Raw genomic sequence first — 13,900 nt, 5'->3', positions numbered from 1 at the left:
CATGTTGCTCTCTGATGTGTCTGTGAAAAGACCAGTCGCTGCACTGGTGCTTAGTTTACTGCTGTGCGTGTTTGGTATTGTGTCGTTCAGTAAGTTGGCTGTACGTGAGATGCCTGACATTGAAAGCCCAGTCGTCTCGATCAGTACCCGCTATGAGGGGGCATCTGCCACCATCATCGAAAGCCAAATCACCTCGGTGCTGGAAGATCAGTTATCGGGGATAAGCGGTATTGATGAAATCTCCTCGACCACTCGCAACAGCATGTCTCGGATTACCATCACCTTCGATTTAGGTTACGACTTAAATACCGGTGTCAGTGATGTCCGTGATGCCGTTGCTCGTGCCCAGCGATCGTTACCTGATGAAGCTGACGATCCCGTTGTGTTTAAGAATAATGGTTCGGGTGAGGCTTCGCTCTATATCAACTTAAGCTCTTCTGAAATGGACCGCACTCAGCTTACCGATTATGTTGAGCGTGTCTTGATGGATCGCTTTAGCTTGATCTCAGGTGTGAGCTCGGTGGACATTTCGGGCGGTTTGTACAAAGTGATGTACGTTAAGCTCAAGCCTGAACAAATGGCTGGTCGCGGCGTCACTACCTCTGACATAACTTCAGCGCTGCGCAGCGAAAACATTGAAAGCCCAGGTGGTGAAGTACGCAACGATCAGATTGTGATGTCGGTGCGCACGGCGCGCAGCTATAACCAAGCCGAAGATTTCGAATACTTGGTGGTTAAACGTGCCAGTGATAACTCGCCAATCTATTTAAGAGATGTCGCAGACGTTTACATCGGTGCAGAAAACGAAAACTCCACTTTCAAAAGTGACGGCGTAGTCAATGTGAGTATGGGGATTGTGCCTCAATCTGATGCCAACCCACTGGAAGTTGCTGACCGAGTCCATACCGAAGTCGAGAACATTCAACAATTTTTGCCGGAAGGAACGCGTTTAGCCATTGATTACGACTCAACCGTATTCATTGAGCGCTCGATTGCTGAAGTATATAGCACGCTCTTTATTACCGGCGGATTGGTAATCCTTGTTTTGTACATCTTTATTGGCCAAGCAAGGGCAACCCTGATTCCTGCGGTGACTGTGCCAGTATCCTTGATTTCTTCCTTTATCGCCGCGTATTACTTTGGCTTTTCCATCAACCTTATCACCCTAATGGCGTTGATTCTGTCGATTGGTCTGGTTGTCGATGACGCAATCGTTGTGGTCGAGAACATTTTCCACCACATCGAAAATGGTGAAAAGCCGCTACTCGCTGCGTACAAAGGGACCCGTGAGGTAGGCTTTGCTGTAATCGCAACCACCTTGGTACTTGTCATGGTGTTTCTGCCTATCTCCTTTATGGATGGTATGGTCGGTCTGCTATTTACTGAGTTTTCCGTATTGCTGGCAATGTCGGTGATCTTCTCATCTTTGATTGCCTTGACGCTAACTCCTGTTCTGGGTAGCAAGCTTCTAAAAGCTAACGTAAAACCGAACCGCTTCAACCTGTTTATTGACCGTATGTTTGGTCATCTGGAATCTGGTTATCGTAAGGTTCTTCGCTCGGCACTAAATTGGAAATGGGCAGCACCGCTTGTCATCCTCGCTTGTATTGGCGGCAGTTGGGGGTTAATGCAGCAGGTGCCTGCACAGCTCACACCATCTGAAGACCGCGGGGTAATCTTTGCTTTTGTTCGTGGCGCCGATGCCACCAGTTATAACCGCATGTCGGCCAATATGGATATTGTTGAAGAGCGTTTAATGCCTTTGCTTGGTCAAGGTTTCTTGAAGTCGTTCAGTATTCAATCGCCTGCCTTTGGGGGGAACGCTGGTGACCAAACGGGCTTCGTGATCATGATCTTAGAGGACTGGAATGACCGTGATGTCACCGCGCAGCAGGCGCTAGGCCAAGTCCGCAAGGCGTTGACTGGTATCCCTGATGTGCGCGTCTTCCCATTTATGCCTGGATTCCGAGGTGGATCGAGTGAGCCGGTTCAATTTGTACTAGGCGGCAGTGATTACCCAGAGTTAAAACAGTGGGCGGAAAAATTAGAGCGTTTAGCGGAAGAGTCGCCTTACATGGAAGGCGCAGACATCAATTACTCCGAAAAAACGCCTGAGTTAGTTGTCACAGTGGATAAGCAGCGTGCAGCAGAGCTTGGTATTCGAGTCTCGGATATTTCTGACACGCTTGAGATTATGCTTGGTGGTAAGAGTGAAACTACGTTTGTCGAACGCGGTGAAGAGTACGATGTTTACTTGCGAGGCGACGAAGACAGCTTTAACAACGCTGCGGATTTAAGCCAAATCTACATGCGCACTGCTTCTGGCGAATTAGTTACTCTTGATGCCGTGACCAAAATTGAAGAGGTGGCTTCGTCGATTCGCCTGTCGCACTACAACAAGCAAAAGGCGATCACGATTACGGCCAACTTATCCGATGGCTACACGCTTGGCGAAGCGCTCGACTTTTTAGATCAGCAAGCGATTGAGTTACTTCCAGGGGATATTTCCGTGAGTTACTCGGGAGAATCGAAAGATTACAAAGAGAATCAATCGAGTATCTTAGTGGTCTTTGCCTTGGCTTTGCTGGTCGCGTATTTGGTTCTTGCTGCTCAATTTGAGAGCTTTATTAACCCGCTGGTGGTGATGTTCACGGTGCCTATGGGCGTGTTTGGTGGATTCCTTGGATTATTCTTGATGGGGCAGGGTCTCAACATCTATAGCCAAATCGGGATGATCATGCTGATCGGTATGGTGACCAAAAACGGTATCTTAATCGTTGAGTTTGCTAACCAGCTTCGAGATAGAGGGATCGAGTTTGAAAAAGCTATTTTGGATGCGTCGGCTCGCCGTTTACGTCCAATCATGATGACTGCGTTTACGACACTGGCGGGGGCGATTCCTTTGATTGTTTCGACGGGCGCGGGCTATGAAAGCCGAGTGGCTGTCGGTACGGTTATTTTCTTCGGCATGGCTTTTGCGACGCTCGTAACCTTGTTTGTGATTCCTGCGATGTACCGATTGATTTCGGCAAGTACACAGGCTCCGGGACACGTAGAGGCAGAGCTTAACCGAGAGCTTAGCCATGATGTGAAAGCTCGAAGTTCCCATGGTGAGTTGAACTAAAAAAGAAAAAGGGTTGATGCCGATGCATCAACCCTTAATTTTTATGAAGCGTGGTAATTAACCGTAATTCACAGAGTAGCGAGTTGGCTTATGGTTCATTGCTAGTACAAGGTTTAGAGCAATAGCGCCAAGAATCGATAGGCCAATGACTTCGATTGATACAAAGAAGCAAGAGGCAATTAAGATACAAAAGTCGATAGCAAGCTGAGATTTACCCACCGAAATGCCAAACTTGTCTTGAATAAAGAGACACAAGACATTGAATCCCCCAAGGCTTGAGCGATGGCGGAACAAAATCAACATGCCTAATCCCATCAACAGTCCACCCGCGACCGCGCAGTACACCTCATTGATCGTGTCTAAGCTAATCACCAAGTAGAGATGGTCAGCAAAAATCGAAACCAAAGCGCCAGAAATAGCACTGTTGAAGGCGAATCGAGCGCCAAATCGTTTCCACGCCAATAAGTAGAATGGGCAGTTAGCAATAAAATAGAGCGTACCAAATGAAATCGATACAAATTGGCTAACCAATAACGCTAAGCCAGTGGTTCCGCCAGTCAGTAACGAAGCGGATTGCAGGAAGAAGACGCCCTGAGCAACTAAAAACGTGCCAGTTAAAATTGCGACCCAGTCTTCCTTTCTTGAGTGTTTTTCCATCAATTTGAAATTTAACCAGTAAATAATGGCGTGCATACTATTTAAAAATTAAGGATTTCGGTAGCTTGAGAGGGAAATTTAAGGTAAACCTATGTAATCATCGTTTTACGGGGTGTAAAGGATAGATTTGACACTTAGCTCAGTACGAGCCGTAAAAAGTGCCAACATGACGATTCTCGTAAATCATTATGAAAAAACTGCATGAGAAAAATTTGAATTTTCTCTTTATGACCTAGATCAAATTATGTAGAATGCGCGTCATTAGCTTAATGCAAACGTTTGCGTCAGGTAAAAACGTCGGTATTTAGGTCAGAAATCAGTTTTTTTGCAATTTTAAAGTCTTAATCTGAGTCAGGAGATACAGATGCTAAAGCGTGATATGAACATCGCAGATTACGATGCGGAACTGTTCGCAGCAATCCAAGAAGAAACTCTTCGCCAGGAAGAACACATTGAACTTATCGCTTCAGAAAACTACACCAGCCCACGTGTAATGGAAGCTCAAGGTTCTCAGCTAACAAACAAGTACGCTGAAGGTTACCCAGGCAAGCGCTACTATGGTGGTTGTGAGTACGTTGATAAAGCAGAAGCTCTTGCTATCGATCGTGCATGTGAGCTTTTCGGTTGTGAATACGCAAACGTACAGCCACACTCTGGTTCTCAAGCAAACAGCGCTGTTTACATGGCTCTTCTGAATCCAGGCGATACAGTTCTAGGTATGAGCCTAGCGCACGGTGGTCACCTGACTCACGGTTCACCAGTCAACTTCTCGGGTAAGCACTACAACGTTATTCCTTACGGTATCGATGAAGCTGGCCAAATCAACTACGACGAGATGGAGCAACTTGCTCTAGAGCACAAACCAAAGATGATCATCGGTGGTTTCTCAGCTTACTCTCAAATCGTAGATTGGGCTCGCATGCGTGAAATCGCAGACAAAGCAGGTGCTTGGCTATTCGTAGATATGGCGCACGTTGCTGGCCTTATCGCTGCAGGTGTTTACCCAACGCCAGTACCACACGCGCACGTTGTGACTACAACAACGCACAAAACACTAGCAGGTCCACGTGGTGGTCTAATCCTGTCTAACGCTGGCGAAGAGATGTACAAGAAGCTGAACTCAGCAGTATTCCCTGGCGGTCAAGGTGGTCCACTAATGCACGTAATCGCTGGTAAAGCGGTAGCGTTCAAAGAAGCAATGGAACCTGAGTTCAAAGAGTACCAAGCTCGCGTAGTGAAGAACGCAAAAGCGATGGTGGCTCAGTTCCAAGAGCGTGGTTACAAAATCGTTTCTAACGGTACTGAAAACCACCTGTTTCTAGTTGACCTAATCGACAAAGACATCACAGGTAAAGATGCAGACGCAGCACTAGGCGCGGCAAACATCACAGTAAACAAGAACTCAGTACCAAACGATCCACGTAGCCCATTCGTGACTTCAGGTATCCGCGTAGGTTCTCCAGCAATCACTCGCCGTGGTTTCACTGAAGCAGACGCAACTGAACTAGCAAACTGGATGTGTGACGTTCTAGATAACATCGGCAACGAGGAAGTTATCGAAGCAACGAAAGCTAAAGTACTAGAGATCTGTAAGCGCCTACCAGTTTACGCTTAATTTTTCTTCGTAGAGTGAACGAACTTCTGTGTCGCACATACTCATTTGCTAGCGCAAACTCCGTGTGAGCTCCTTGAATTTCGTCCATCTACTTTGAAAACTATGTTGAAAGGGCTCATTGAGCCCTTTTTTGATCTTGGTTTTTTGTCATTCCATAGAGTGACGAAGGAGCGAGTAGGGAATCTCTTGAAGAGGACGCATAAAACAAAAAGGGCTGATGTTTTTACATCAACCCTTTCAGTATCGGTGTTCCGAGCTTATTTTGAAATACTCAGTAATGTTCCTGATTTACACTTGAACGAGTAGTATTTTCTGCTTTCGTTAAACTTACCGAGACCTTCGCCGTCACAGTAGTCGATATTAATATCGCGCATGGTTTCTAGCGTCTCTTCACTGTTTAAGGCGAACTTCGAACCGTCTGAACAGACAATTCTTACGCGGCCATCATCACTTACTGAATAGATATCAACTTCTGTATTACAAAGTTCGAAAGAGGCTTCACGGAAATTGTCTTGCTTAGTATTTGAAGCACAGCCAGCGGTTAATGCCGCTAGTACGATAGCAGCAGCTAATCCCAATTTTTTCATATTAGATCCTTGGCGAAGTTACCTGAGACAGGTTTATCATGTTTGTAGAGTAAGCCTATAGAAGTGCGCTGTCTCATTCAAGGGACGATAAAAAAAAGCTGACCTATTCAGTCAGCTTTTCAATCAATCTAGCTTCTAGATTAGCTAATTTCTACACCTTGCGCTTGAAGGTCAGCGTGGTAAGAGGAGCGGACAAATGGACCACAAGCGGCGTGAGTAAAGCCAAGTTCGAGTGCGATCTCTTTTAGCTCATCAAACTCTGAAGGCGGCACGTAGCGCTCAACCGGTAGGTGGTGGCGACTTGGTGCAAGGTATTGACCTAGTGTCAGCATAGTAACGCCATGTTCGCGAAGATCTTTCAGTACTTCAATGATCTCTTCTTTGGTCTCACCAAGACCCATCATGATGCCAGACTTAGTCGGGATATCAGGGTGCTGCTCTTTAAACTTCTTCAGTAGATCCAAAGACCATTTGTAGTTCGCACCAGGTCGAGCTTTGCGGTACAGACGAGGAGCGGTTTCTAGGTTGTGGTTAAAGACATCTGGTGGATTGTCTTTAAGTAGCTCTAGTGCCACATCCATACGACCACGGAAATCAGGAACCAGCGTCTCGATCTTAATGTGCGGGTTTAACTCACGGATTTCACGGTTACAGTCAGCAAAGTGCTGCGCACCGCCATCACGAAGGTCGTCGCGGTCAACAGAAGTGATTACCACGTATTTCAACTTCATGTCTTGAATGGTTTTCGCCAGTTTCTTCGGCTCTTCCGCTTCTGGTGCCAGTGGGCGACCGTGGGCAACGTCACAGAAAGGGCAGCGACGAGTACAGATCGCACCTAAAATCATAAAGGTAGCAGTACCGTGGTTGAAACATTCAGCAAGGTTAGGGCATGAGGCTTCTTCACAAACTGAGTGCAGGTTGTTTTTACGCATTGCGGACTTAATGTCTTGAATGCGCTGACTATCTGCTGGTAGCTTGATCTTCATCCAGTCGGGTTTGCGCAGAACTTCTTTCTGCTCGGTAGGCATATTTTTTACAGGAATTAATGCCATCTTATCAGCGTCGCGATACTTGACGCCTTTTTCCATTTGGATTGGTTTACTCATGCTTCTTTGCTTCTCTTTACTTCTTATCGTACAGAAGGAGCTTCTGTGCTGAATTCAACTTGCTCGTAACCTAGCAAAGTTACCAGTTCATCGACTAAGGTTCTTTCAACGTGCTCTATATCTTCTGGTCCACCTAATTGGCTCACCTGAACCATTTCCATTCCGGCATAACCACAGGGGTTGATGCGCAGAAATGGGCTCAAATCCATATTGACGTTTAGAGCGAGACCATGGAATGAGCAGCCTTTACGGATTCGTAAACCCAAAGAGCAGATTTTCTTACCGTCAACGTAGACGCCTGGGGCGTCAGGTCGTGCTGCTGATTCAATATTGTAGTGTTTTAGGGTGTTGATCACTAGGTTCTCTATATGAGTAACCAAATCTCGAACCCCTAATTTTTTACGACGAAGGTTTATCAAAAAATAGGCCACAAGTTGGCCTGGACCATGGTAAGTCACTTGACCACCGCGGTCACTTTGAACGACCGGAATATCACCTGTATTCAAAAGGTGCTCTGCTTTACCTGCTTGGCCTTGAGTGAAGACTGGGTTGTGCTCTACAAGCCAAACTTCATCAGGCGTTTCGTCAGTGCGAGTATCAGTGAAATCATGCATGGCTTGCCAGATTGGTTGATAATCTTGTCGGCCGAGATACTTGACTACAAGCTGGTTTTGCATCGCTGATCCTATCGTCGATTCATAAAGTGGGGGAGATTATAAACTGGATCAACAGAATCAACTATATACCAGTAACACATTTTTAACCCTAGAGATTTTACAGGATTATTATCTACTTGATATCTAAAAAGAAAGCAGCTTTCGCTGCTTTCAAAAAAAATTGAAGTTCTCAAAAAATTATAGAACCATGCGAACAATATCGATTTCACCCAGTTCTTTGTAAAGGGTTTCAACTTGCTCGATCGACGTGGCAGTGATGTTTACTGACACGGAATGGTAATTGCCTTTTGCGCTTGGTTTTACAACTGGGCTGTAATCACCTGGAGCATGGCGTTGGATCACTTCAAGAACCTTTTCTGGCAGTTCTGGTTTTGCATAGCCCATAACCTTGTAGGTGAATGAGCATGGGAACTCGAGCAGGTCTTTCAGTTTTGCGTCTGAGTTAATAGTCAGCATAGGACACTCCAAGTTGAACAGGTTTCTTCGCAGCGCGGAATAGTACTGCTAATAACGTTAAATCTCAATACATCAGCCATGAGGCTCATGTGATAAAAAAAGCCGCATTGAGCGGCTTTTTCGATGAATTCATCAAGAATTACAAGAAGCTCTTGAATAGCATAACAATGTAATCCCAAAGACGGCTAAATAGACTACCTTCTTCTACATCTTCAAGTGCAAGAAGCGGGTACTCAGCAACATCATTGCCTTCTAGTTGATAGTATAGCTTACCAACAACATCACCCTTACTAATTGGGGCTTGTAGCTCTTTTTCAAGTACGAAGCTGGCTTTTAGGTTTTTCGCTTGGCCGCGAGGTAGCGTGACATAGGTGTCTTGATCAAGACCTAAGGCAACCATGTCTTTGTCGCCCATCCAGATTTTTTCTTCGACGAAGGTTTCGCCTGCTTTGTGTGGTGCTACTGTTTCAAAGAAGCGGAAGCCGTAACTCAGTAACTTTTTGCTTTCTGATTTACGAGCATTGGCATTCTTAGTGCCCATCACAACCGCAACAAGACGCATTTTGCCTTCCGTTGCTGAGCTCACTAAGCTGTAACCGGCATTACTTGTGTGGCCAGTTTTAATGCCGTCAACGTTCATGCTCTTATCCCAAAGCAGACCATTGCGGTTGTATTGGGTGATGCCGTTGTAGGTGTATTTCTTTTCTGAGTAGATGCGGTACTCGTCTGGCACATCACGGATAAGCGCGCTACCAAGCAACGCCATGTCGTAAGGCGTTGAGTAAAGATCTGGGTTGTCTAGACCATGCACATTGGCAAAGTGGGTGTCTTTCATGCCAATGGTGTCTGCCCATGCGTTCATCAAATCAACAAAGGCATCTTCAGAGCCTGCAATGTGCTCAGCCATTGCGACACAAGCGTCGTTACCCGATTGAATGATGATGCCACGATTCAGGTCTTCAACCTTGACTGTGGTACCGACTTCAATGAACATTTTCGAAGAATCTGGGAAGTTTTTCGCCCAAGCATTTTTGCTGATAGTCACATCGTCTTGCAGTGAGATGTTACCGCGCTCAAGCTCTTGGCCGATGACGTAACTGGTCATCATTTTGGTTAAGCTAGCCGGAGATAGCTTGGTGTTCATCTCTTTCTCAGCCAAGACTTTGCCTGAATGGAAGTCCATTAGCACGTAGCCTTTAGCGGCGATCTGAGGGGCGTCTGGCACAACAATAGGTGTTGCGATGGCAGAAGTTGCGAAGGTTGCAGAAAGCGCAATAGAAGACGCAAAAACGGATTTAATTAGCGTTGTTTTTTTCATATTGACTACAGGTTTATCTTTAACTGTCCATATCTTAACAGAATCACTCTCTCAAGCTAGTGTCGTCTAGTGGCTTGGAGAATTAACTCTACAAGGATTTAATAAATGCACTCGAATAACCAAGTGTTTTTACTTGTTCTAAGGTTTTTTGAGTTTGCATATAGTCATTAAACGGTCCTAATAGTACTCGATGGACGTCATTTTCAGACCCTACATAACTCTCAACCGCAAGTTTTTGCCCCAGCTCTTGTGCCAAAGTTTGGACGCGCTGTGAATGCTGTGATGAAGCAACTTGCACAACAAACTTTGGCAACGCTTGTTGTTTGTGGGCTTCGGTTGGTTTGTCGACCTTGATGACTCGAATCGACACATTCGCTGTACCCGTTTTGATGACATCGAGTTTGGTGGCGGCGGCGTAGCTTAAATCTATGATGCGTCCAGGGTGAAAAGGACCTCGGTCATTGACACGGACGATGGCTTTTTTGCCATTGTCTTGATTGGTCACTTCCACATAGCTTGGCAAAGGTAAGGTCTTATGTGCCGCTGTCATGGAATACATGTCATAGATCTCACCATTCGAAGTCAGGTGGCCATGGAATTTTTTTCCGTACCAAGAAGAGATGCCTTGCTCGGTAAAGCCTGTGCTGTCTTTGATGATGGTGTAGTGGTTTCCGCGCAGCGTGTAATCTTTGTTCCCGCCTAAACTGTAAGGTTCATATTGCGGGACAGCGTCTTCAATATGATCAACAGAGATAGGTTTCTCAGGTGCAACGTCATCATCCAGGGAGTAGCGTTTAGACGGCGCAGAAGAACAGCCTACCAATAGAATGCTCGTGCAAGCCAATGCCAGCAGTGTTTTGTTTGTCATACTATGTTGCCTTCGAAAACGCTTTTCTGTGTGTGTGAATCGACATCAAAATACCAAAGCCTGCCATGAGCGTCACCATTGAGGTGCCACCATAACTGATCAGAGGAAGAGGAACGCCCACAACCGGTAAAATCCCGCTTACCATGCCAATGTTTACAAAAACGTAAACAAAGAAACTTAGCACGATACTGCCAGCCATCATGCGGCCAAAGGCGGTTTGGGCCTTGCTCGCGAGGTAGAGTCCGCGTCCGATGATGTAAAGGTAGATACTGAGCAACGCAAGAATGCCGATCAGTCCCCATTCTTCTGCGATTACGGCAAAAATAAAGTCGGTGTGGCGCTCTGGGAGAAATTCCAATTGGGATTGAGTTCCCTGCATCCAACCTTTACCGGAGATACCCCCTGAGCCAATCGCGATTTTACTTTGGATAATGTGGTAGCCCGCCCCCAAAGGATCTGATTCTGGGTTAAACAGCGTTCTTACACGGACTTTTTGATATTCGCGCATCAAGAAGAACCACAAAATGGGTAAAAAGGCGCCAAGGCCACACGCAGCAGCGAAGATTATTCTCCAACTGATACCCGCAAGGAAAATCACGAAGATGCCCGAGGCTGCAATCAAAATTGAAGTGCCTAAGTCGGGTTGCTTGGCGATTAATATGGTCGGGACAAACACCATCACCAAAGAAATCACTAGGGTTTGGAATGTCGGCGGCAGGGCTCGTTTACCAATGTAGCGGGCGATCATAAGCGGAACCGCGAGCTTCAAAAGTTCCGACGGTTGAAAACGAACAAAGCCTAGGTTCAGCCAGCGCTGCGCCCCTTTAGAAGCTTCGCCAAAAAAGAGTACCCCGAGTAGTAAAAGAATACCGCCAGCAAACATAAGTGGCGCCAAGGTCTCATAGGTTCTAGGTGGTATCTGAGCCAAAATAAGCATCACGCCAAGGGCTAAGCCCATACGCATTGCTTGGCGATCCATCATCGCAAGGCTTTGGCCACTTGCACTGTACATAACGATTAGGCCAAAGCCCATAAGTACCAATATGCCTAGTAGCAATGGTAAATCGATGTGGAAACGCTCGAACAGAGCGCGGTTTTGGCCAGTTGAAGGATCAAAATCCATTATTTTTCAGCCTCTTTTTTCTCTACGAGCACGTGATCAAACACTTGGCGTACCACAGGACCACCGTTGCTTGAGCCACCGCCTGCGTTTTCAAGGACAATCGTCACGACAATTTCAGGATCGTCAATGGGGGCGAAGCCAGTAAAGAGCGCATGGTCGCGCAGGTGCTCGGCAATTTCGTCTGCGTTGTATTTTTCATCTTCGCCTAAGCCAAATACCTGAGCTGTACCTGATTTACCGGCGCTGACATACTCGGTGTTGTAGAAGGCTCGGCGAGCCGTTCCTTTTTTTCCGTGGTTTACAAGACGCATTCCCTCTATCGCAAGGTCCCAGTACTTCTCTTTGACCCCTTCGATTGGAGGGTAGGTATAAGTCTCAAGCTCTGAAAGCTCCTGTTTCTCAAAACGCTCACCGTTAACGATGGTCGCTCTTAACAGGTGTGGAGCAATACGTTTGCCTCGGTTAACCAGCACCGAGGTCGCTTTGGCAATTTGCATTGGCGTTGCTGTCCAGTAACCTTGGCCGATGCCAACAGGAATGGTGTCCCCTTGATACCAAGGCACGCGATGACGAGCCATTTTCCAGTCTCGGGTTGGCATATTCGCTTTGCTCTCTTCACGAATATCTAGCCCAGTGTAATCACCAAAGCCAAACATCATCATCCAATTGGATATACGATCAATCCCCATGTCATACGCGACTTGGTAGAAGAAGGTATCCACGGATTCTTCGATTGATTTGACGATATCTACCTTGCCATGCCCCCACGGGAGCCAATCTCGGAATGGTCGAGTTTTCGAGTTTGGAATTCGCCAGTAGCCAGGGTCGTTACGAGTAGTATTCGGCGTGATGACACCTTCTTGAAGCGCAGCCACCGCCATGAAGGGTTTAATGGTCGATGCTGGAGGATAGATGCCTAACGTGGCTCGGTTCACCAGCGGACGATTCTTGTCATTAAGTAGTGCTCGATAGTCTTTGCCAGAAATACCATGTACGAAGGCATTCGGGTCGTAGCTTGGGCTTGACACCATTGCCAATACACCATTGTCTTTAGGATCGAGTACCACTGCACTACCGCGTCGGTCTGCTAAGAGATCATGGATGTAGAGTTGTAAGTCGATATCGAGGTTTAAGACAATATCTTTACCCGGCTCAGGTGGAACGTATTTTAGCGTGCGTATGATGCGACCACGACTGTTGACCTCAACCTCTTGGTAACCTGCTGTTCCGTGCAGCAAATCTTCGTAGTAGCGTTCGATACCCAGCTTACCGATGTCACGAGTGGCTTGATAGTTTGCGTCTTTCTCTTCGCGGACGAGACGCTGCATATCACGGTCATTGATTCGCGAAACGTAGCCAATTACGTGGGTTAACACCTCGCCATAAGGGTAATGGCGTTTCAAAGCCGCGTTGACGGATACCCCAGGAAATTTGTGCTGATTGACCGAAAATTTCGCCACCTGCTCAGGTGTTAATTGAGTCAAAATAGGCACAGACTTAAAGCGACGTGTCTGGCGGCGCTCTTTTTGAAAGCGTTCAATCTGGTCAGGGGTGATGGTAAGGATTTGTTGAAGGCTGGCAATGGTTGCCTCCATATCCTCGATTTTCTCTGGCGTGATCTCAAGGCTAAATACTGGACGGTTTTCAGCCAGCAATTTACCGTTACGGTCGTAAATAAGCCCGCGGTTTGGTGCGATTGGGACGACCTTGATTCGGTTGTCGTTTGAGCGGGTTTTGTAATCTTGAAACTGATTAACTTGTATGTTGTACAAGTTCGTCACCAAAAGTCCCATCATGGCAACGATGCCTATAAAAGCGACAATAGCACGACTTTTAAACAGTCGTGCTTCTTCTTGATAGTCCCTTATTTGGGAGCGCTTTCGTAACATGAATCGATTATTCTCGGTGGTAAGGGTGGTTTGCGGTAATGCTCCACGCTCGGTACAAACTTTCCGCCATGACGATACGGACGAGTGGATGAGGCAAGGTTAGTGCTGATAGAGACCAACTTTGATCCGCGGCTGTTTTACAAGCGGGGGCGAGTCCTTCTGGACCACCAATCAAAATGGATACATCTCGACCATCTAACTTCCAGCTCTCAAGCTGCTCGGCCAATTGAGGTGTATCCCATTTTCTACCAGGAATATCTAGCGTAACAATTCGATTGCCTTTTGGCACGGCAGCAAGCATGGCTTCGCCTTCTTTTTGCAGAATTCTTGCAATGTCGGCGTTTTTACCGCGTTTGCCCGCTGGAATTTCAATCAGCTCTAGTGGCATGTCGTGAGGAAAACGGCGTTTATACTCCTGAAACCCTTCTTCGACCCATTTCGGCATTTTGGTGCCAACGGCAATCAATTGTAATTTCATGG

The 13,900-nt window shown here is 46.6% G+C and carries 12 protein-coding genes; 2 read left to right on the top strand and 10 right to left on the bottom strand.

What is annotated here, in order from left to right; genetic code table 11:
* The first annotated feature begins 1 nt into the window (after nucleotide 1).
* On the top strand, nucleotides 2-3,124 hold the full coding sequence (gene vexH / locus RJ47_RS09120) for a vibriobactin export RND transporter permease subunit VexH (protein ID WP_039483387.1): 3,123 nt from the start codon (nucleotides 2-4) through the stop codon (nucleotides 3,122-3,124).
* Nucleotides 3,125-3,181: 57 nt separating this feature from the next.
* On the opposite strand, the gene RJ47_RS09115 is transcribed toward vexH, so the two are convergent.
* Nucleotides 3,182-3,781, bottom strand: coding sequence for a YitT family protein (locus tag RJ47_RS09115; protein WP_039483603.1), 600 nt, complete (start codon nucleotides 3,779-3,781; stop codon nucleotides 3,182-3,184).
* Between the two features lie 364 nt (nucleotides 3,782-4,145).
* On the opposite strand from RJ47_RS09115, the gene glyA reads away from it, so the two are divergent.
* Nucleotides 4,146-5,396 carry a serine hydroxymethyltransferase gene (glyA, locus tag RJ47_RS09110; RefSeq protein ID WP_038139480.1) on the top strand — a complete coding sequence of 417 codons (1,251 nt, stop codon included), beginning with the start codon at nucleotides 4,146-4,148 and terminating at the stop codon, nucleotides 5,394-5,396.
* A gap of 257 nt (nucleotides 5,397-5,653) precedes the next feature.
* Here glyA and RJ47_RS09105 read toward each other — a convergent pair whose 3' ends face one another.
* The 9 genes from RJ47_RS09105 to rlmH all read right to left on the bottom strand — a co-directional run bounded on the left by RJ47_RS09105 (nucleotide 5,654) and on the right by rlmH (nucleotide 13,898).
* A complete protein-coding gene (locus tag RJ47_RS09105; RefSeq protein ID WP_005476920.1) occupies nucleotides 5,654-5,983 on the bottom strand; it encodes a hypothetical protein in 330 nt (109 codons plus the stop codon).
* Between the two features lie 140 nt (nucleotides 5,984-6,123).
* A complete protein-coding gene (gene lipA, locus RJ47_RS09100) occupies nucleotides 6,124-7,089 on the bottom strand; it encodes a lipoyl synthase (RefSeq protein ID WP_038190424.1) in 966 nt (321 codons plus the stop codon).
* 23 nt (nucleotides 7,090-7,112) lie between these two features.
* Complete coding sequence (gene lipB / locus RJ47_RS09095; RefSeq protein WP_038215536.1) at nucleotides 7,113-7,766, bottom strand: lipoyl(octanoyl) transferase LipB; 654 nt, start codon at nucleotides 7,764-7,766, stop codon at nucleotides 7,113-7,115.
* Nucleotides 7,767-7,943: 177 nt separating this feature from the next.
* Complete coding sequence (gene ybeD / locus RJ47_RS09090; protein ID WP_008081427.1) at nucleotides 7,944-8,222, bottom strand: DUF493 family protein YbeD; 279 nt, start codon at nucleotides 8,220-8,222, stop codon at nucleotides 7,944-7,946.
* Nucleotides 8,223-8,361: 139 nt separating this feature from the next.
* Nucleotides 8,362-9,540, bottom strand: coding sequence for a serine hydrolase (locus tag RJ47_RS09085; protein ID WP_038139473.1), 1,179 nt, complete (start codon nucleotides 9,538-9,540; stop codon nucleotides 8,362-8,364).
* A gap of 88 nt (nucleotides 9,541-9,628) precedes the next feature.
* The gene (locus RJ47_RS09080) at nucleotides 9,629-10,408 is read right to left on the bottom strand and encodes a septal ring lytic transglycosylase RlpA family protein (protein ID WP_005476699.1); all 780 of its coding nucleotides are present in this window, start codon (nucleotides 10,406-10,408) and stop codon (nucleotides 9,629-9,631) included.
* A gap of 1 nt (nucleotide 10,409) precedes the next feature.
* The gene (gene rodA / locus RJ47_RS09075; protein WP_005476702.1) at nucleotides 10,410-11,531 is read right to left on the bottom strand and encodes a rod shape-determining protein RodA; all 1,122 of its coding nucleotides are present in this window, start codon (nucleotides 11,529-11,531) and stop codon (nucleotides 10,410-10,412) included.
* Nucleotides 11,531-13,420 carry a penicillin-binding protein 2 gene (gene mrdA / locus RJ47_RS09070; protein WP_038139470.1) on the bottom strand — a complete coding sequence of 630 codons (1,890 nt, stop codon included), beginning with the start codon at nucleotides 13,418-13,420 and terminating at the stop codon, nucleotides 11,531-11,533. The genes rodA and mrdA overlap by 1 nt, the downstream gene beginning before the upstream one ends.
* A gap of 7 nt (nucleotides 13,421-13,427) precedes the next feature.
* On the bottom strand, nucleotides 13,428-13,898 hold the full coding sequence (rlmH, locus tag RJ47_RS09065) for a 23S rRNA (pseudouridine(1915)-N(3))-methyltransferase RlmH (protein WP_039483383.1): 471 nt from the start codon (nucleotides 13,896-13,898) through the stop codon (nucleotides 13,428-13,430).
* Nucleotides 13,899-13,900 lie beyond the last annotated feature (2 nt).

The organism is Vibrio sinaloensis, from assembly GCF_000808535.1.
Classification (GTDB): Bacteria; Pseudomonadota; Gammaproteobacteria; order Enterobacterales; family Vibrionaceae; genus Vibrio; species Vibrio sinaloensis_D.
Note: the sequence above shows the minus strand (reverse complement) of the source record. Positions and strands in the feature narration are given on the sequence as shown.